Consider the following 19,427-nt stretch of genomic DNA (forward strand, 5'->3'; position numbering starts at 1 on the left):
CAACTCGTCACGAAGGCGCCTGCGACCGGGCTCAGGCAGGCAAGCGCGATCCACGGGGCCACCCGCCGGCGCGGTTGCGTCCCCAGCAGGGCGGCCAGCGCCAGGCTCTCGCTCGCGGCGTGCACCAGCAGCGCCGCCACCACAGTCAACGATGCGGTCAGCGCCACAGTCGCTCCTCCCAGGAACCGGTGCAGGCGAGCCCGGATGCCGCGCCGATGCCACCGGCGCGGCCCGGATCGCACGGGCAGCCGATGCGAACCACGGCGCCCATGACCGCGTACGAGGCGAGCGCGGTGACCGGCACCACCCACCACGGCACACCAGCCTCGTGCGCCTCGTCCCACGCGTCGGGCAGCAGATGGAGAACGGCGATGATCAGCAGAATCGCGGAAGCTGCGGCGAACAGCTTGGCCGAACGACCGAATCCGCGCCGCGCCAGCCAGGCGCCCACCACCGTGGCGACAGCGACCAGAAACACGGCGACCAGCGTTTCGGTCGTGGGCAGCTCCCACCCGCCCCCGTCTCGGTGCGCGCGCGTGCTGTGTACAGCACGGAGAGCATGTCCCTCTCTGCATCGGATTGCCGCGCATGTGTGCGCGGTGCGGGCGAACCGGCTCCGTAATTCACTATTCCACTCCGCCACCGGTGCGTGATTCGGCCTGCGGCCCGCACAACGTTCTGCAGTGGGGTGGTGGACGGGGATGGACCTTCATCAGCACCGCTCGGCGTTGCGGGTCCGGTCGACAAGGAGCCACCATGGTCTGAGTGCTATCTCTGCAGGGGCAGAAGTCGCGCGGCGTGAGGATGCAGGCTGGCTGTCTTCTGTCTCCGTTGCAAAGCAACTTGTGTGAGCCCGCAACTGACGAGCACGGTCACCACCGAGCGAGCCGTCGGTACGCCGGTCCAGGAATTGGTGGCGGACGCAAGTCGGTCCATTCCAGGCAGGCTTTACGGAGGTGTCTCCATGTCAGAGCAGAACCCAGTGCACGCGTCCCCTGCCGAGGGGCACGAGGTCTCGTTGCCGCCCGAAGTCAAGTTGCTGCAGGAGGTCACTCCGCCGTTCTTTCCCGAAGGTGGTTCGGGGATGACCATCCTTGTCGATTGGCCTCCCGGTCACCCCGGGCTCCCTCCGCACCGCCACTCGGGCCCGTCGTTCGGCTACGTGATGGAGGGCGCGCTCCGGTTCGAACTCGAGGGTGAGCCGGAGCGTGTGGTCGAGGCCGGTGGGACGTTCTGGGAGCCGGGCGGTGACGTGATCCACTACCAGGACGGGAATGCCCTGTCGGACGCACCGACCAAGTTCCTGGTGACCATGGTGTGCGCGCCGGGTCAGCCGATGCTCACGTTGGTCGAAGAGGAGGAGCTGAAGGAGCGGGCGCACCTGCGCGCCCCGCGTCCCTCCCCAGCCTGACCCGCGAATCCGATACGGCGGAGCCCGAGCCCGCATCCGAGGGCCCGGGCTGTGGTGGCGTTGATCTAGTCGGTCCGGGTTGTCCTTGGTCTGCACCGTGGGCACCGCCCCAGATCCGGCACGAGCGTGGGCCGGCGAGCGGAGCGCCGGCCCTCCCGGCGCGGGCGGTGAAGACAGCAGGCCCAGAGGCGAGCCGGTTCGTAGGGAGGGGGTCGCGAGACCGCCGCGGCCTACCGTTAGGCTCGCGGCATGGTCACGGCCTGGTCCTCATGCAACAAGCCCCGGGCCCGCTTGTCGGCGGGGGCTTGGCGCATGCTGTGGATGGCTGCCCTGCTGTTCGGTTTCCTGTACACGCATGGCGCGAGCGCCGAGACAGCTGCAAGTCACCTGACCGCCGTTGCCGTCGCGCCCGCAGCGCATTCCGTGCCTGGCCACGCGGCCGATGAGCCCGACCGGCACACACCGCCCGGCCATCACGACGAGGAACACGATTCCCACCCGGCCGGCGAGTGCGTGTCCGGGCAGCCCCAGCAGGGCCCCGGCTCGTCGGCACCGTCCCTGACGCCTCTCGAGGGCACGTCGAGCTGTCGGCTGTTCGTGGAAGGGAAGTCCGGGGCGATCCTGAGCGAGTCCGCCCTTCCCCCGCCTCGCAGCTCAGCGGGTTCAGTCATCCAGCGGATCTAGAGCCACTGGCCTCGTCCGCTGCCGGGGTGCGCCGCTTCGGCCATCCCTGGCGTCGGACGTTTCGTGCGCCGCGCTGCACTGCTGCAGCCGGACCCGTGCACATCAGCGTGCTTCGCAGCCTTCGTCATGCCATGGCACGGCCATGCCGCCCACCGCCAAGGAGCCATGTCCTTGTCCTCGCACCAGCTCATCGACAGGCCGGTCCCCGCGCCGCCGTCCGCAGCCCCCGAGGGCGGGCGGGCGGCGCTGCGCAAAGCCCGGGCCCGCCGTGCCCGGCAGACGTCCCTGCCGGCCCGCTACCTGGGGTACGTCGGCTACTTCGTCGGCGCCGGTCTGATCAGCGGGGCGGTCGTGCGCCACCCGCTCGATCCTGCCCGCTACACCCGGATCGCCCTCTACGGAACCCTGGTCTTCCTGGCCGCCACGGTCCTCAACGAGCTCGTCCTCACCCGCGACCGGCCAGGTCTGGCGCGCGTGCTTGTCGTGATCGGCGCTTCGCTTGCGCTCTCGTTCGGCATCGGCATGCTCAGCGGCGGTCTGCAGCACTCGCCGACTTCCCGGCCCGCGCAGCCGTGCTGGTCCCCCTGGGGCTGGTCGTGTCGTTCATGGCTTACAGCATCAAGGATCCCGACACCCCATGGAGGCGCCTGTTCAGCCTGGTCGGGCTGACGGTGCTCCTCACCGCGGTCGTCGCCTTCTTCGGCCTGCGGCAGGTTGCGGCCTCCATGGGCGAGCCCGCCGAGGGTGGGGGACACAGCCATGGCAGTGCGGAGCCGGAGCAGCACAAACCGGAGCCGCCAGACCACGCCCGCCGCGACACGTGCCCCGGTGCCGGATGGCTCACCGGAGGGCGGCGGTGGAACCGAAGAGACATCCGGCCACGGCGATGGCCACAGCCACTGACGGATCCCGCTCATCCGCGCTGCATGCACTCCGCGCCCCGCGCTTTTCCAGGCCTTCCACGCCAGGGCCCGGAACGGCAATCTGTACCCCCCTCGACAGGACAAGGAAACAATGAACAAGACATGCACATCCCTTATCGGAGCCGCCGCAGTGATCACGCTGGCGCTGGCCGGCTGCTCCACAGACTCCGACACGGGCACCCACACCGACGCCCCGGGGACGTCCCACGACGCCCAGGAAGGCTCGCACACTCCGATCCGGCATGTGCACGGCCTCGGCATCGACCCGGCCGACGAGCAGCTGTACGTCGCCACCCACGACGGGATCTTCACCCCGGGCAAGGACGGCACCGCCGTGCGGGTCGGCACCAGCAAGGACGACTTCATGGGCTTCACCGTCGCCAAGACCAAGACGCTCCTGGCCAGCGGCCACCCCGCCCCCAGCGCCGGTGGCCCTGCCAACCGCGGGCTGATCGAGAGCACCGACGGCGGCAAGACCTGGAAGACCCGCTCGCTCGGCGGCGAGGTCGACTTCCACGCCCTCGACTACGCCCACAGCACCATGTACGGCTACGACAGCACCAACGCCCTGCTGCGCGTCAGCAAGGACGGAGCCGCCTGGGACGACCGAGCCCAACTCCAGGCGCTGGACATCGCCGTCAGCCCCGAGGACGCGGACACCGTACTGGCCACCACCGCCGACGGGATCGCGAAGAGCACCGACGGCGGCAGAACCTTCGCCACAGGCAAGCAGCCGGTGATGGCCTTCCTGTCGTGGGCCACACCCGATGCCCTCTATGGAATCGACGACGCAGGCCGCCTCAGCCGGAGCACCGACGGCGGCGCCACCTGGCAGAACACGGGAACGGCGCCGGGCGGACAGGTCCAGGCGCTCACAGCGGTCGACGCTCAGCACGTACTGGCCGCCACCCAGAACGGCGTCTACGAGTCCCGGGACGGAGGCAAGAGTTTCACCAAGCGGCTCGACGTCGCCGCCGGAGACGGCCACTGATCCACGCTGCTGGCCGAGGTCGGCGAACTGCGGCGCGATGTCCCACCCGCCGAACTCGCACCCGACGTCCGAAGCCGGAGTGGAAGCCGAAGCCGCGCTGCCCGAAAGGCGCGCAGACGAAGGGCGGCCACGGCAAGGCATCGACGCTTGGGTGTCGCGGCGGCATGCCTGGGCGACGACTTGTCGTCCGCCGTCGGTCATGCGGTTGGGCGGGTCGGCAGGGTGATGGCATGCAGGAGGGATTCCAGCGGCCCACGACGGAAGACCCGGCGCCAGGCCAAGGCCAGCAGCATGGCGGCTGCGATGAAGCCGAGCAGGGTCGGCAGCAGGGCCGAGTCCGGCAGGTCGCCGACGTTCAGCACCTTGACGGCGACGATGTGGCCGACGTACGCGGTCAAGGACATCGAGCCGACGGCGACGACGGGCGCGACAAGCCCTCGCAGGGGCGCCGACCGGTCCATCGCAAAGAGGCAGACGGCCACGACCACGAGGGCAACGCCGGTGTTGCCCAGGATCGACCACGTCGTCTGGCTGTGCGGCGCAGCCACCAGCAGCCAGGCAGAAACGCCTGGGGCGGGCTCTTCCCCCACAGCGTCGGACCACCAGGCCGATGCTGCAGACGTGGTGTCCGTGGCCGCGTTCACGGCGGCCTGCGCACCGGGAACCAGATGCAGGGCCAGCCATGAGCCTCCGTAGCCGATCACGACCAGCGCGCCGCCGAACAAGGCGAGCTTGGCGGGGACGCCAGATCGCTTGAGGTCGAGCTTGGCCACCGCCATGCCGGCGAGTATGAAGGGCAGCCAGGTCAGCACCGGGTAGGCGCCGGTGATGAACAGCTCGAGGAGTCCGTCCGAGGCGGTGACCTCGGCCAGCGGATCCCAGGCGATCACGGCATCGGCCCAGCTTCCCGCCTCCACCGCAGCCCGAAGCAGATACACGACCGCCGGCATGACGAGCGAGGCCGCCGCGGCGACGAGGGCCAGCGTGGCGGCCCTCAGCCGGTACAGCGGAAGCGCGAGGAAGAAGAGCAGCCCGTAACAGGCCAGGATGACGTCGACGTCGGTGCCCAAAGAGGTCAGTGCGTACCCCACGACGACCAGGACGGCGGAGCGGATCAGCACCCTGATAACTGCCTGCCACCCCGCCCGCCCGGTCCGCGGATGTGGCCGGCCGGTGAGAATGATCAGCGAGAACCCGGCGAGGACGGCGAACAAGGCAGCGGGTCGGCCACGCGCCACCTCCATGACCCAGCCCAGCGGGCCGCCCTCCGACGGTTCGGGTCCGACGTGGGCCGCGAACATACCGAAGATGGCCAGGCCGCGGGCCAGGTCGAGACCGATCAGCCGGCCTGTTGACGGCGTCTGTGACTGTGGGCGGTCCCCACCGGCCTCGGGTCCCGCTGCGGACGGTGAAGCCGAGCAGATGTCGCGCGTCATATGCCAAGACTTGGGGACGACGCCGCGTTCAACCACCCGGCAGGTGTCCGAACCGAGCCCCGCCGAATGACTGGCGCCGTCCTCGCCGCCCGATGTGATCAGGTGCCGGGCACGGCTCAGCCCAACGCTTGGAGCAATTCGTTGCAAGCCTGTTCGCAGGAGCGGCATGCCTCGGCGCACAGGCGGCAGTGCTCGTGCATGTCCGCGTGCGAGGAGCATTCGTCGCCGCGGGCTTTGCAAGCGGTCGCGCACGCCTGGAGGATCGCGCGGGTGATGTTGGCGTCGTAGCGGGTGTGGCGGGACAGGACGGCCGCGGTAGCGGTGCAGATGTCGGCGCAGTCCATGTCGGTGCGGATGCACTTGGTCAGATCGCCCACCATGCCTTCGGACAGGCAGGCGTCCGCACAGGCGGTACACGTCTGGGCGCAGGCGAGGCATTCCTTGATGCAGCGGGTGAGCTTGTCGCGGTCGACGTCGCCGAGGTCTGCCTGGTAGGTGGCGAGCATGTCCTTGACGGTGGTCACCACAACTGCCTCCCTTCATCGCCGGAGCCGGCGCGCCGGGGTGGCCGCACCTCTTCGACCCCCGGCACTGGGCCCATAGCCACCGTGGGGTGACGCAAACGCGCCCGGGCCTCTGTGTTCTCAGAGACGCCCGGGCGCGCGCCGAGTGCAGCAGTGTCAGTGGTAGGCGTGGACGACGGCGTGGCCCTTGCCGCGGCCGATCATCCACTTGTTCACGGGCGTGGTGATCAGGAAGGCGACCGCGAACCCACCCAGCAGGGCCGACCAGAACAGCCCGTCCGACAAGTGGGCGTCCATCGCGCCGGGGGTGAGGGCGATGATGACGTTGTCGACGAGCTCCATCACGGCGATGGAGACGGTGTCGGCGGCGAGTGCGACCTTGATCGCGGACTTGAGGTCCAGGCCCGCCCGAACGACTGCGAACAGGGTGAACGAGTACCCGAAGAGGAACGCGAGCCCGATCGCCAGGACCATGGTCGGCACGTTGCCCCACAGCAGGGCAGTACCGATGACCATGCCCAGGATCTCGCCGATCGCGCACCCGGTCAGGCAGTGCAGCGTCGCTTTCGCCGCCGTACCCCAGGAAGCTCCGCCGCGCGTCGCAACGTCGGCAGGACCATGCTGGCCTTCATCCATGCCCTGGTCGTGTGTGGTTCCGGTGTGGCGAGTGCTGTGATCCATGGCTCTTTATCCCCAATCCCATCCAGTGTGGTCCGCCCCGAACCTCACTCCCTCAACGGCATACCCCCTAGGGGTATTTCTCAGGGGAGTTTCCGACTTTGCGAACGGCCGGTGAGGACGGCACCAGGCGCGGCCGACGCCGGTGTTGGCGGCCAGCAGCCGCTGCGTGGTCGCGGCGGGGAGGATGGTGGGATCACTGCCTTCGGGCCGGTGGCCCTGTACGGTCCAGGTTCGACGGCCCCCGGCTACTGCGGACGCGACGGCCGCCGAGAGGTCTTCGCGTCATCGACGGCGACCGCGCTTCGCGGGCTGCAGGTCGCAGCAGAAGGCAGGGGCCAGGCCAAGGGGGGGTGGGCGCCAGCGGCGCCCGCCCCTGTTGGGTGTGTCCGGTCAGTTCGCGCCGAGCAGCTTGTTCATCTGCGTGATCTCGGCGGTCTGAGAGGCGATGATCTCTCCGGCCATCTTCTTGGCCGGCTCGTAGGCACCCTCGGCCTGCTCGGTCTTGGCCATGGCCACGGCACCTTCGTGATGCTTGATCATCAGCTTCATGAAGGCGGTGTCGAACGCCTTGCCCGAGGAGTTCTTGAGCTGGTCCATTTCCTCGGCCGTCATCATCCCGCCCGTGCCGTGCATGGAGTGGTCCATGGCGCCCTCGGCGGGAACCTCCTCGCCCCAGGAGGTCAGCCAGCCGGACATCGTCTGGATCTCCGGGTCCTGAGCGGCCTTGATGGCCGCGGTCAGCTTCTTCACCTCCGCGGACTCGACCCGGCTGGGCGCGAGGTCTGCCATCTCCACGGCCTGGCGGTGGTGCGGAATCATCCCCTTGGCGAAGGCGACGTCGGCAGCGTTGTTCTGCCCCTGGGCAGCCGGCGCCGAGGCGGACGGGGACTTCGTGGTGTGGCCGTCGTGCCCGGCCGAGCTGTCGCCGCTCCCGCCGCAGGCGGCCAGGACGAGTGCCGCGACACCTGCGGCAGCCACGGCGGCGGTACGGCGGACGAGGACACGCTTGCTGTTCATAGGTGCAACTCCTTCACGCGCGCAGATCAGAGCGCGTGGGTTCAACGGAAATGAGGACGTGCGAAAGCGCGGCACCGGAGCTTCAGGACAAGCAGGTGCCGTACGGGCCGCTCTAGATCCGCAGAAGTTGCAGCTCAGAAAGGTCAGGCGGCGCCCGGCCGCTCTCGGCCGACGCCGGAGCCCATGCCGCCACAGCAGCACCGGAGGCTGCGTCTGGCACGGCGCTGGTCAGCGCCGGCGGCGCGTACGCAGAGCCGGTCCCGGCTGCCGCGCACATCCCATCCGCATGATCGAGATGATCCGAGCCGCCATCGGTATGCGAACATCCCGCGCTAACCTGCGGGACATCAGCGGTTTGGTGGGCCATCACCATGTCGTGACCGGCGTCGAGTCGCGCTGACTGCACACCGCCGGGACCCAAGGCGTGCATGCCCAGCACGCCAGCCAGCACCGCCATCACCAGCAGCACAAACAACCGCCCGGCAGGGCGGCTGCTCGATTTGGTGCTGCTTGTCATGAGGCCCATCGTACGGGCTCCCGCACAAGGGGCCGGTTCGCCAACCGGGGCAGCCTCGCCGTGCGCTCCAGGTGAGCCGCGGCAATGAAGCACATGGCCGCGCCGTCGCTGAGACCGAACAGCCGCATCAGGTGAACGGAGCCGGCCCGCTGCCGTCATCGCCCTCGTTTCATTGACTCCGGCGCTCCCGGCCTCTGGGACGAAGCCCAGGAGCGTCAATTCGACGCCCGGTGCTGCCGCATCTGGACGAGCGGCAGCGCCGTCTGTATCTGGCGTCAGAGGCCGAGGCGCTGGGCCATGGAGGGATCACGGCCGTGGCCCGGGTGGCGGAGGTCTCGGAGTCGACCGTCGCGCGAGGGTGTGAGGAACTCACGAGCGGAGCGGAGACGCTGGGGCGGGTGCGCAGGCCCGGCGGCGGGCGCAAGTCTGCCGCCGAGCGTGACCCCGGTCTGGTGGCGGCTCTCGAGTTGTTGATCGAGCCGCGCGAGGTGGGTGATCCGGTGTCCCCGTTGCGCTGGACCACCGCCTCGCTGCGGGATTTGTCACGGGAGTTGACCGATGCGGGTCATCCGGTCAGCGCCCCGGTGGTCGGCGGTCTGCTGCGTGCGATGGGCTTCAGCCTGCAGGGCATGGCCAAGACTCGGGCCGGCAGCCAGGTGCCTGACCGAGACGCCCAGTTCCGTCACATCAACACCGCTGCCGAACGCTTCCTGGCGGAGGGGCTGCCGGTGGTGAGCGTGGACGCGAAGCAGAAGGAGCCGATCGGCGACTTCGCCCGGCCCGGCCGCACCTACCGTCCCAAAGGCGAGCCGATCATCGCCCCGGATCACGACTTCATCGGCCCCGACACCCCGGTCGCCATTCCGTATGGCATCTACGACCTGGGGCGCGACAGCGGCTGGGTGAACCTGGGCACCGACCGAAACACCGCCGCGTTCGCGGTGGAGTCCCTGCGCCGCTGGTGGAAGGGCCAGGGGTGCCTCGACTATCCCGGCGTGGACCGCTTGCTGGTCACCGCCGATTCCGGAGGGGCCAACTCGGCCGACTCCCGTCTGTTCAAGATGGGCCTGGCCGACGTCGCCGACGAGTGCGGCCTGAGCATCACCGTCATGCACTTCCCACCGGGTACTTCAAAATGGAACAAAGTGGAAGTGCGCCACGAGGCGCCACTGTTACCGGGCAGGGGTGAAAGACCCCTGTCGCCGGGCTGTCGCAGCAGTCCGGTGAAGCTGAGGGCAGCCGATCCGTGGAGACGCACGGGGAGGTAGGAGCAGCCCTGACAACGACGGAGCGCGTCGGTACTTCCAGACGGCGCGTGTCCGGCAAGCAAGACGAGACGCCGTACGAGAGGAACCAGTGCCTGACGTCCCGTAAGTGTTCCACCGGCTCCAATCTGGAGGATGTGGGCCGGGTGCAGCGCACGCCGCCTTCTCGGGCGGCGACTTCGGAGCCGGTCTTTCGATGCTGGTGAGGAGGCCACGCTGAATGCCTGCGGCGTAGGCGTGGCGATGCTGTCGGGGTAGAGCTGGGCGGCTCGCTCGTCGACCGGAGAGTGGTGAACGTGGGAAGCGTGCTGGAACCGCCCTTCCCGGCTGGCATCCAGTCAGTCGGTGGGCAGGCCCGTCGTCGGCTGACGGCTCCAGTACGTGGCGGAGGCCCCGTAGTAGTCCGAGCGCACGAGAGGTGCGTACATGGCGAAGGGGGCCAGCAAGTCAGTGGCCGAAGTACTGGAAGACCAGGAGGTTTTCGCCGGTGAACACCGACGAACTTGAGGCCGTCACATACGTGGCGGAGCGACGGGTACTGGAGATCCAGACCAAGCTGCACCGTTGGGCCCGTGATGATCCTCATCGCAGGTTCGATGACCTGTTCAACCTTGTCGCCGATCCCGCGTTCCTGCTGGTCGCATGGGATCGGGTGCGGGGTAACAAGGGTGCCAAGACTGCCGGGGTGGACGGCCGCACTGCGGCGTCCATCGTGGCGCGGACGGGCGTCGAGGAGTTCCTCGGCGGGCTGCGGGACAGCATCAAGGACCGTAGTTTCCGTCCGCTGCCGGTGCGGGAGCGGATGATCCCCAAGTCGGGCGGTAAGTTACGTCGGCTGGGGATCGCCACGATCACGGACCGGGTGGTGCAGGCATCCTTGAAGCTGGTGCTGGAGCCGATCTTCGAGACGGATTTCCTCCCGTGTTCCTACGGGTTCCGTCCGAACCGCCGGGCCCACGACGCGGTGGCCGAGGTGCGCTTCTTCACGTCCAAGTCGTATGAGTGGATCGTGGAGGGCGACATCAAAGCCTGCTTCGACGAGATTTCACATTCCGCTCTGATGGACCGGATGCGAAAGCGCGTCGGAGACAAACGCGTCCTGGCCCTGGTGAAGGCGTTCTTGAAGTCGGGCATCCTCGGCGAGGATCGTCTGCTTCGAGAGACCACCGCCGGCACCCCTCAGGGTTCGATTCTCTCGCCGTTGATGAGCAACGTGGCTCTGTCGGTCTTGGACGAGTACATCGCCCAGGCGCCGGGAGGCCCAGGGTCCATGCCCTGGGCTCGGGCCAAGCGACGTCGTCAAGGTCTCCCCAACTACCGGCTTTCCAGGTACGCGGACGACTGGTGTCTGATGGTCTCCGGCACCAAGGACGACGCCGAGGCTCTACGCGAAGAGATCGCAGAGGTGTTGTCCACGGTGGGCTTGCGCCTGTCCGTGGAGAAGACCCTGGTCACCCATATCGACGAGGGGCTGGACTTCCTCGGGTGGCACATCCAGCGTCACCGCAAGCGAGGTTCCAGCCGCTGCTACGTCTACACCTACCCTTCGCGCAAGGCCCTCAAGGCCGCGATGGGCAAGGTCAAGGCGATCCGCCGCGGAACGGCCACCGGCCTGCCACTGGACGAACTGCTCATCCAGATCAACAAGATGCTGTTCGGCTGGTGCATGTACTTCCGTCCCGGGGTGTCCAGCGCGACGTTCCAGTACCTGAGCTCGTACACGTGGGGCCAGGTCATGAAGTGGCTGCGTCGCAAGCACCACCGGATCAATAGGAAGGACCTTCGCCGCCGCTACTGCGGTGGGGGTTGGTGGCCATCAGGAGAGGAACGGACACTGTTCGACCCCGGCAAGGTACGCACCACGCGCTACCGATACCGAGGGACAGTCATTCCTTCTCCCTGGCCATCCGCCGGATGAGGACAACTATCTGCAGTTGGACGGGACTTGTGGAGCGCCCGGTGCCGTGAGAGTGGCACGCCGGGTGCGGGAAGCGGTCCAGAGAAACGGCTCGATCGAAAGACGAGACCGCGCTCTGGGCCGACTTCACCACCGGCTGTTCTCCCGGATCACCCACAGCCTGCGCGGACAGCCTCTGACCAGCTACGAAGTGCTGCTGGAGACCATCTCAGCCACCCGCACCAGCACCGGACTGACCGTTCACGCAGTACTGGACGAGAATGCGTACCCCACCGGCCGCGTGCTCACCCGAGCCGAACGCAAGAGCGCCGACCGGCGGGTCGAACGAGACGAGTTCCACGGCGAGTGGAACTACACCATCGCCCCGCAGGACCCCGGCCAGCAGCTCCCGGAAGCTCCACACGACGAGTCCGGACCTCCGGTCCCCGCCGCGGCCACCTTCCTCCTCACCCACCCCGCACTCACCGGCATGCCCCGCGAACAGTTCGAACAGCTCGTGCTCCACCTCGAACCGTGCCAGCAGGTCCTGACCGAAGCCGAACGCCAGGGCGCCGGCAGGGACAACCGCGGCCGCAACCCCGGCTTCGGCACCCTCGACCACCGCCACCGCGTCCTGACCGCCGTGCTCCGCAGCCGCAACACCGTCACCTTGACCCTCGCGGCCGAACTGATGGGCCGCACGCGCAACGTGCTGAGTTACCACGCCGGGAGGTCCAAACCGATGCTGGCCTTCGCCGGGCCCGAACTCGCCAGAGTCCTCGTCTTCCGCCGGACCCACCCTCCCCGCACTCTCGAAGCCTTGAAGCGCGTGATCGAGAACCACGACAACGAGATCAACTCCGGCAATAGTTAAATTACGGCTCCTAATCCGCGTGCGGACCGGCCAGACCAGCCAGCTCGTTCGGCGAGCGCACCAAGGCGATGCCATCCAGTTCAGGCTCGCGGCCCTGGACGCGCTCGGCAGCCCCAGCAGCGGCGAAGCCAGCGCGCAGCGCTGCCTCGGGAAGAGCCGGGGCCAGGTAGGTCAGGCCGACACTGCCGTTCTCACCGCGGGTAACGACCCACAACTTCAAGTCCTCGGCGGCTGCGCAGATCCCCAACTCCTCGGTGAGCTCCCGCGCCGCCTGACCGGCCAGTGCCAACTCGCCCAACGTCGCCCCATCCTGGGGAGGCTCCACAGACCCCCCTGGCAGCTGCCAACGCCCCGGGGCAGCCGTAGAAGGCGACATCCTCGCTGCCAGCACACGGGCGTCATCTGTCGGCTGGACGACGTTCACGAACAACGAGGGCAGTGCGGTGGCGCCGGGAACGCGACGCAAGGCGTAGTGCCGGTAGGTCACACGCACCCAGGACAGACGCAGGACGCGCGAGCCCTTCCGCTCCAGCCCCCCACACGCCACCACGGGCCCGTCGAAGAGGGCGGGGTTTGCCCGAACAGCCATGCCCCACACCCGGTCTCGGGCCTCAGCGTCCTGGGACGGCAGCGGCGGCTCCGCAGCTTCGGCCAGCAGGAGCCGCTCAACGTCGAAGAGGTCAACGCCCACGGGAGGCAGTGTCTCGGTCACCGGCCCATCGTAGAACCCACTTCGGGCTTGACCTCGTCTTCGCATCGACGGCCGTGAGCGAGTTCGTGGACGCCGGCTGGCCGCCACCCCGACCTGACCCCGGCTCCCCGGACCTGCAGCCGGACATCGACGCCATCAGCCAACTCCACGCACCGCCCACCCCCTGCCCGTTCACCGATTTCCCGGACATCTCCACCAATCCGCTCCTGCACACGACAGCCGCCTCGACGAACAGTTCACCGGCGACACGCTGCTTCACTGAGACCTGCGCGCGGACAGTCTCCTGATCGCCATGGACGACCAGATCCGGGTCATCGACTGGGCATGGCCCCACCGGGGCCCGGCCTGGATCGACACCGCCTTTCTCGTTCCCCATCTCATCCTCGCCGGACACACCGCCCACGACGCTGAGATGTGGGCTGGCCAGATCCCGGCCTACCAGCAGGCCGACGATGCTGCCGTCACGGCGTTCGTGACTCGCCCTGACCACCTGCTGGGCCAGCCGGGCCGGACGAGGCTCGGAAGAACTGCAGGCCTACCGCGCCCGAGCCGTCGAGGCCGGCCGCGCCTGGCTCAACCAGCGCTCGGCAACCTGACACATAAGTGGCCGCCAGGCGCGGCGGCGGAGATACCTGAGCCGCTACGCTCCCGGTTCGGCGGAGCCGGTGCGTCGCTCGTGCGGCAGGACTGCGCGGCTTCGGGTGGCCCCGCTGTCCGCTGCGCAGCCGCGCGGGCCCCGCCCCTCCATTGGCCCCCACTTGCGGGGCACGAGCGGAGACGCGTGGCACACCGGCTAGGAGCGGCGGCGAGTCTGCGGGCGAACTTGAGACTGGGTAGCTCGCCCTGACGACTGAGGAGTTCCGCGTGGCCGCTGCCCAGGCCGACACCCGACGACACTCAGCCTGACCACGACGCAGAGCGCAGGGAGTTCGCTACAGCCGTCAGGGAATTCCTCGGCTCGCTGTGAGCCCGCCCAACCCGGGCGATGATGCGGGTCGTATCGACGCCCGCCGGCCCGAGGACCCTGCGCACCACGGTACCGGAGCCGTTGAGCAGTTTGTTGATGAGCTGCTCGGTCTCCCTCGCCGCCGCGCCAGTGAAGAGCGCAACCCCTTCTGCGGTGGGGTGCGGCGTACGCTCGCTCAGCTGGGTGCCGGACCGCACATCCCCCGATGTGGTCCGGCACCCAGCTTCGATGCGTCAGGCCCCGCCGACGCGGGCGGTGGCGGGCCGGCCGGACAGCATCAGGTCGATGGTCTGCTCGGTGAGCGGCTCCATCGAGTCGCCGTTCTCAGCGTGCTCCTCGCCCTTGTGACGCTGGCCGCGGGTGCACCCAAGACGGTGCTCAAGGGCGATGTCTCGGCCGCTCTGCAGTCGCACATGGGGCTGAGTGCGAGGTTTGTCCGCCTCATCGGACTGGCCGAGGTCTCCGCAACGGCGGGCCTGGTCGTGGGGCTCTTCTGGCAGCCCCTGGGCATCGCGGCGGCCATCGGCTTCGCCCTCACCATGATCGGCGCCGTGGGCTACCACGTCCAGGTCGGCGACTACGCCAACCCCGAGACCCGGCAGAACGCCATGGCCGCGGTCATTCTCATCCCAGTCTCGGTGGCCGCCGCCGCGATGCTCGCTCTGGCCATGTGACCCGCGTCGGACCGCCCATGCGACACAGCTCGCCCCGACCCGTCCCGTCAGGACGCGTCCTCGTCCAGCTTCTCCACCACGCGCTCAGAGATCTGAGCCAGCGCCCGCAGCTCCGCCGGCGTGACATGGTCGAGGAACAGAGCGCGCACCGCCTCCACGTGATGCGGGGCAGCGGCCTCGATCATCGTGCGCCCCGCGTCCGTGATCACCACGAAGGCGCCGCGCCCGTCCTCGGGACACTCTTCCCGCACCACCAGCCCACGCTTGACCATGCGGGAGATGTGGTGGGAGATCCGACTCTTCTCCCATTCCAACGCATGGGCAAGATCCAGAATCCGCTGCCGCCCATCCGGTGCGTCCGTCAGCTCGACCAGCACTGCGTAGTCCGCGGGCGAGACATTGGACTCCGTCTGCAACAAGCGTGACAACCGGCTCTGGAGCCTCTCCTGAAGGCGGACGAAGCTGCGCCACGCGTGCTGCTCCTCCGGCGTCAACCACCGCACCGTTTCTTCCATGGAGAAAGTGTAGACTAGTTGACGCTTCACCAAAATGCTGGGTCTTCGGCGACGCGATCGCCCTTGCCTCGCCCGGCCCCACCTGAGGGTCGCCCCGACTCCGGAGGTGCGGCACGGCCCTGTCCTGCCCTGACTGCCTCGGGCCGCACCTCCGGGCCCACCTGCCGCCGGGACGCCCCTCAGGCCGCATGTCACGGCACTAGGTCACTGCATTATTTGTTTTTCGCCGAATGTTCCCGACTTGTCACCATAGGTCGATATGTGACAGGCCGTCGAGTGGCCCGGCGGCCCCCTGACCGGCGGGCCAACCGTCGGGTTCAGGGAACGTACGCGGTCCCGCGTACCCCTCCTCAACCAGGAGTGGCCACCCTCAACTGATGAAGACTTAAGGGGTCCATCACATGGCAGCCGAGATCGTCAATCCCCATAGCGGGAGCGGCACGGAGACGGAGAGCATCGCCGGGGAGCCAGGCGAACCCTTCGATCCGGCCTTCGCGCTTCACCGCGGCGGGAAGATGGCCGTGCAGGCCACCGTCCCCATCCGGGACAAGCACGACCTGTCCCTCGCGTACACGCCCGGCGTCGCCAAGGTGTGCAGCGCCATCGCCGAGAACCCCGAGCTGGTCCACGACTACACCTGGAAGTCGCAGGTCGTCGCCGTCGTGACGGACGGCACCGCGGTGCTCGGACTGGGCGACATCGGCCCCGAGGCGTCCCTCCCGGTGATGGAGGGCAAGGCGATCCTCTTCAAGCAGTTCGGCGGCGTCGACGCGGTGCCGATCGCGCTCGCGACCACGGACGCGGACGAGATCGTCGAGACGGTCGTCCGCCTCGCGCCGTCCTTCGGAGGGGTGAACCTGGAGGACATTTCGGCGCCCCGCTGCTTCGAGATCGAGCGCAAGCTGAAGGAGCGGCTCGACATCCCGGTCTTCCATGACGACCAGCACGGCACCGCCGTCGTGACGCTGGCGGCCCTGCGGAACGCCGCGAGGCTGTCCGGGCGGACCCTCGGCGATCTGCGCGGTGTCATCTCCGGCGCCGGTGCGGCCGGGGTGGCCATCGCGAAGTTCCTGCTGGAGGCGGGGCTCGGGGACGTCGCCGTGGCCGACCGCAAGGGTGTCGTCAGCCGGGACCGTGAGGACCTGACGGACGTCAAGCGCGAACTCGTGGAGCTCACCAACAGGGCCGGCATCTCCGGCTCGCTGGAGACTGCCCTGGTCGGCGCGGACGTCTTCATCGGTGTGTCCGGCGGTACGGTGCCGGAGTCGGCGGTCGCGTCGATGGCGCCCGGTGCGTTCGTCTTCGCCATGGCCAATCCGGACCCTGAGGTCCACCCCGACATCGCGCACAAGTACGCGGCCGTGGTGGCGACGGGGCGCTCCGACTACCCGAACCAGATCAACAACGTGCTGGCGTTCCCGGGCATTTTCGCGGGGGCGCTGCAGGTGCGGGCGTCCCGGATCACGGAGGGCATGAAGATTGCCGCCGCGAACGCGCTGGCGGATGTCGTGGGTGACGAGCTGGCCGCGGACTGCGTGATTCCATCGCCGTTCGACGAGCGGGTCGCTCCGGCCGTGACAGCGGCGGTTGCCGCGGCGGCGCGGGCGGAGGGCGTGGCGCGACGCTGACGTTTGTCCGGGGGCTGCCACCTCCGGACCCCCGCAACTGCCCCGGTACGGATACCCGTGCCGGGCAGTTGCGCGGTGGGCCGAGGTTGCCCGGTGCCGGGTTGATTGTCGCCGGGGTCCGCCCGGGGCTCGTGTCCTGGATTGCCGGCCACCACGCTCCGGGCGAGCTGCGGGTGCCTTTGCGTTCAGAACACGCCCCTGCGCGTCCCCCTCGGGCAAGCTCCCGATGATCCTCGGTTGTGACGCCGCCGGCGTCGACGCGGACGGCAACGAGGTGGTGCTCCACTTGGTCATCGGCCCGACCGGTCACGGCGTCGGCCCGGGGGAGCCCTGCTCCATCCTCACCGAGCATTACCAGGTCACCTTCGCCGAGCAGGTCGCCGTCCCGGCGTGGAATGTCCTCCCGAAGCCGAAGGAACTCTCCTTGGAGGAGGCCGCCTGCGTCTTCGCGTCCCACAAAGCCGGATCGGTCTGCCCGGTGAGGGACTGCTCCGCCAGATGGTCTTGCCCGTCTACCCGTAACGGCAGCCCCAGTGGGTGGTGAGTTGGGCCGCGAGGAAGAGCCCCCCTCGTCCGTCGTTCAAGCCCGCCGCAGCCTCGGTTGGATGTTGCTCGGGGCCGGTGACCTCGCAGACCAGCACGTCCTCCCGGATCAGGCGCAGTTCGAAGCGAGGTCGTCGAGTCCCCACGCGGACAGTTGGCGGGTGACCTTCTACCCCTCAGCTGTTGCGCGATGCCCTCAAGCGGTCGCGTAGCGCCGCCGCGATCCGCCCGGCTGCCGCGAGCTCGTCCGGCGTGAGCGGATGGACGAACAGTTCACGGACGGCACGCAGATGCGGTACCGAAGCGTTGCGGAAAGCTTCCGCACCTTCGGCCGTGAGCACCACCTCGGCGCCCCGGCCGTCGGTGACGCATTCCTCGCGCCGAATCAGCCCTCGTCGCTCCATGCGCTTGATCTGGTGCGAGAGCCGGCTGCGCTGCCAGCCGATGCGGGCCGCCAGTTCGGAGGGGCGCAGCCGCCCTTCCGCTTCTCGCAGCGCGAGGAGCGCGGCGTAGTCCCCCGGTGACAAGGAGGACTCGCTGTGCAGGCGTGACGAGAGTTCGGAGCGGAGCGCTTCCGTCGTCTCGATGAAGTCCTGCTAAATCCGCAGTTCCTCGGCGCCGGGGAACACTCTGCGTCGCTCTCCCACTGTCCCCACCTCTTTAGTTGACACGTCAATTATCTTTGATAAAGATTGACGCGTCAACCAGTCGTCTGCCGCAGGAACCGGATGTCCCGGGTGCCAGTAGGAGGAGTCCATGACGGCCACAGCGTTCGAATTGGGGCTGAACTCGTTCGGGGAGGTCGCCACTGACGGCGGCCGGCCGCTGAGCGATGCCGAGACCGTTCGCCTGTTGATCGAGGAGGCCCGGCTCGCCGAGGCGGTGGGGATCGACGCGTTCAGCGTCGGGGAGCACTACCGCGCAGGTCACAACGACAGCGCCACCCCAGTCCTGCTCGCCGCGATCGCCACCGCGACGGAACGCATCCGGCTCGGCACTTCGGTGACCGTGCTCAGCACCAACGACCCCGTGCGGCTCTACCACGAGTTCTCCACGCTGGACGCCGCCTCGAACGGCCGCGCCCAGCTCGTACTGGGGCGGGCCTCGGCCACGGAGTCGTTCCCGCTGTTCGGCTACGACCTCGCCGACTACGAGGAGCTGTTCGAGGAGAAGCTCGACCTGTTCATGCGCCTCCAGCGCGAGGAGACGGTGACCTGGTCGGGCCGGTTCCGGCCGCCGCTCGTCGAGCAGCGACTGCGTCCCCGGATGCCGCCCGGTGGCATCCCCACCTGGATCGGCGTGGGCGGCAGCCCGAACTCCGTGGTCCGCGCGGCCCGCTACGGCCTGCCACTCATGCTGGCCGTCATCGGTGGACGCCCCCAGCGCTTCGCCGGCCACGTCGAGCTCTACCACCGGACGCTCGAACAGTTCGGGCATGCCATGCAACCCGTCGCCCAGCATTCGCTGGGGCTCATCGCCGAGAGCGACGAGGAGGCGATCGAGACCTGGTGGCGGTACTGGCAGCCGGTCGTCACCGCCCTCGCGGAGGAGCGCGGGTTCTACAAGCCGACCCGCGAGCGCTACCTGGCGGAAGTCGGCAAGGGCGCGCTTTTCGTCGGCTCTCCCGAGACGGTCGCGCGCAAGATCGCCACGATGGCCCGCGATCTGCACCTCAGCCGCTTCGACCTCAAGTACGACGTCATGAACCTTCCCCGCGAAGCCCGGGCCCGCACGATCGAGCTGCTGGGCCGTGAAGTCGCCCCGCGGGTGAGGCAGCTGCTCACGAAGGAGCCCAGCCATGTCTGATCTCGTCTTCGGTCTGGACACGTTCGGCGATGTGCCGACGGACGACTCGGGCCACCCGGTGTCCGATGCGCGGGCCATCCGGCTGGTCCTCGACGAGGCCGTTCTCGCGGAGGAGACCGGCGTCGACGTCCTCGCACTCGGCGAACACCACCGCCCGGAGTTCGCGATCTCCTCACCGGAGACCGTGCTCGCCGGCATCGCCACACGCACCAGCCGTACCCGTGCCATCAAGACGCTCGGCGTCGGCCGTTTCGACCTCATCTACACCACGGGGGCACAGCCGATCAGCGCCCGCCTGCGCACGGTCGAGCTGTACGGCACCAAGGTGCTTCCGATGGTCCGCGACATCCTCGCGGGCTGAC

General features: G+C 68.7%; 17 protein-coding genes and 3 pseudogenes. 11 read left to right on the forward strand and 9 right to left on the reverse strand.

The window, feature by feature from the left end:
* Positions 1-157 precede the first annotated feature (157 nt).
* A complete protein-coding gene (locus OG766_RS36110) occupies positions 158-478 on the reverse strand; it encodes a hypothetical protein (protein WP_266389738.1) in 321 nt (106 codons plus the stop codon).
* Between the two features lie 486 nt (positions 479-964).
* Between OG766_RS36110 and OG766_RS36115 the strand changes: the two genes are divergently transcribed.
* The 3 genes from OG766_RS36115 to OG766_RS36125 all read left to right on the forward strand — a co-directional run bounded on the left by OG766_RS36115 (position 965) and on the right by OG766_RS36125 (position 4,009).
* Complete coding sequence (locus OG766_RS36115) at positions 965-1,411, forward strand: cupin domain-containing protein (protein ID WP_328727581.1); 447 nt, start codon at positions 965-967, stop codon at positions 1,409-1,411.
* Between the two features lie 849 nt (positions 1,412-2,260).
* Positions 2,261-2,764, forward strand: coding sequence for a hypothetical protein (locus OG766_RS36120; RefSeq protein WP_266389742.1), 504 nt, complete (start codon positions 2,261-2,263; stop codon positions 2,762-2,764).
* Positions 2,765-3,148: 384 nt separating this feature from the next.
* Entirely contained in the window at positions 3,149-4,009 is an 861-nt protein-coding gene (locus OG766_RS36125) for a F510_1955 family glycosylhydrolase (protein ID WP_328727337.1), read from the forward strand.
* Between the two features lie 197 nt (positions 4,010-4,206).
* Here OG766_RS36125 and OG766_RS36130 read toward each other — a convergent pair whose 3' ends face one another.
* The 5 genes from OG766_RS36130 to OG766_RS36150 form a co-directional block, all read right to left on the reverse strand.
* Positions 4,207-5,445, reverse strand: coding sequence for a DUF418 domain-containing protein (locus OG766_RS36130; RefSeq protein WP_266389748.1), 1,239 nt, complete (start codon positions 5,443-5,445; stop codon positions 4,207-4,209).
* A 116-nt stretch (positions 5,446-5,561) separates the two neighbouring features.
* Positions 5,562-5,972, reverse strand: a complete 411-nt coding sequence (locus OG766_RS36135) for a four-helix bundle copper-binding protein (protein WP_266389751.1) — start codon at positions 5,970-5,972, stop codon at positions 5,562-5,564.
* Between the two features lie 153 nt (positions 5,973-6,125).
* Complete coding sequence (locus tag OG766_RS36140) at positions 6,126-6,650, reverse strand: DUF4396 domain-containing protein (RefSeq protein WP_266389754.1); 525 nt, start codon at positions 6,648-6,650, stop codon at positions 6,126-6,128.
* 390 nt (positions 6,651-7,040) lie between these two features.
* Positions 7,041-7,667, reverse strand: coding sequence for a DUF305 domain-containing protein (locus OG766_RS36145; protein WP_266389756.1), 627 nt, complete (start codon positions 7,665-7,667; stop codon positions 7,041-7,043).
* A 112-nt stretch (positions 7,668-7,779) separates the two neighbouring features.
* Positions 7,780-8,184, reverse strand: coding sequence for a DUF6153 family protein (locus OG766_RS36150; protein WP_328727338.1), 405 nt, complete (start codon positions 8,182-8,184; stop codon positions 7,780-7,782).
* Between the two features lie 194 nt (positions 8,185-8,378).
* On the opposite strand from OG766_RS36150, the pseudogene OG766_RS36155 reads away from it, so the two are divergent.
* From OG766_RS36155 to OG766_RS36165, 3 genes and pseudogenes are all read left to right on the forward strand, one after another.
* Positions 8,379-9,341, forward strand: a pseudogene (locus tag OG766_RS36155) (ISAzo13 family transposase); the annotation flags it as partial.
* Positions 9,342-9,936: 595 nt separating this feature from the next.
* On the forward strand, positions 9,937-11,367 hold the full coding sequence (gene ltrA / locus OG766_RS36160; protein WP_328727339.1) for a group II intron reverse transcriptase/maturase: 1,431 nt from the start codon (positions 9,937-9,939) through the stop codon (positions 11,365-11,367).
* A 121-nt stretch (positions 11,368-11,488) separates the two neighbouring features.
* Positions 11,489-12,220, forward strand: a pseudogene (locus tag OG766_RS36165) (ISAzo13-like element transposase-related protein); the annotation flags it as partial.
* Positions 12,221-12,230: 10 nt separating this feature from the next.
* Here the strand turns inward: OG766_RS36165 and OG766_RS36170 are convergent.
* A complete protein-coding gene (locus OG766_RS36170) occupies positions 12,231-12,932 on the reverse strand; it encodes an NUDIX domain-containing protein (protein ID WP_328727341.1) in 702 nt (233 codons plus the stop codon).
* A 1,296-nt stretch (positions 12,933-14,228) separates the two neighbouring features.
* Between OG766_RS36170 and OG766_RS36175 the strand changes: the two genes are divergently transcribed.
* Entirely contained in the window at positions 14,229-14,573 is a 345-nt protein-coding gene (locus OG766_RS36175; protein ID WP_328727342.1) for a DoxX family protein, read from the forward strand.
* Between the two features lie 47 nt (positions 14,574-14,620).
* Here the strand turns inward: OG766_RS36175 and OG766_RS36180 are convergent, their stop codons facing one another.
* Positions 14,621-15,088: a MarR family winged helix-turn-helix transcriptional regulator gene (locus OG766_RS36180; RefSeq protein WP_328727343.1), complete on the reverse strand. Its 468-nt coding sequence runs from the start codon at positions 15,086-15,088 to the stop codon at positions 14,621-14,623.
* Between the two features lie 401 nt (positions 15,089-15,489).
* Here OG766_RS36180 and OG766_RS36185 point away from each other — a divergent pair, with 401 nt between their 5' ends.
* Positions 15,490-16,716, forward strand: coding sequence for an NAD(P)-dependent malic enzyme (locus OG766_RS36185; RefSeq protein WP_328727344.1), 1,227 nt, complete (start codon positions 15,490-15,492; stop codon positions 16,714-16,716).
* 217 nt (positions 16,717-16,933) lie between these two features.
* A pseudogene (locus OG766_RS36190) lies at positions 16,934-17,161 on the forward strand (Zn-dependent oxidoreductase); the annotation flags it as partial.
* Between the two features lie 274 nt (positions 17,162-17,435).
* Here the strand turns inward: OG766_RS36190 and OG766_RS36195 are convergent.
* Positions 17,436-17,786, reverse strand: a complete 351-nt coding sequence (locus OG766_RS36195) for a MarR family winged helix-turn-helix transcriptional regulator (RefSeq protein WP_328727345.1) — start codon at positions 17,784-17,786, stop codon at positions 17,436-17,438.
* A gap of 229 nt (positions 17,787-18,015) precedes the next feature.
* Here OG766_RS36195 and OG766_RS36200 point away from each other — a divergent pair, with 229 nt between their 5' ends.
* Complete coding sequence (locus tag OG766_RS36200) at positions 18,016-19,065, forward strand: LLM class flavin-dependent oxidoreductase (RefSeq protein WP_328727346.1); 1,050 nt, start codon at positions 18,016-18,018, stop codon at positions 19,063-19,065.
* Complete coding sequence (locus OG766_RS36205; RefSeq protein ID WP_328727347.1) at positions 19,058-19,426, forward strand: LLM class flavin-dependent oxidoreductase; 369 nt, start codon at positions 19,058-19,060, stop codon at positions 19,424-19,426. The genes OG766_RS36200 and OG766_RS36205 overlap by 8 nt, the downstream gene beginning before the upstream one ends.
* The last annotated feature ends 1 nt before the right edge of the window (position 19,427 follow it).

Origin of the sequence: Streptomyces sp. NBC_00259, from assembly GCF_036181745.1 — a bacterium.
Lineage (GTDB): Bacteria > Actinomycetota > Actinomycetes > Streptomycetales > Streptomycetaceae > Streptomyces > Streptomyces pratisoli.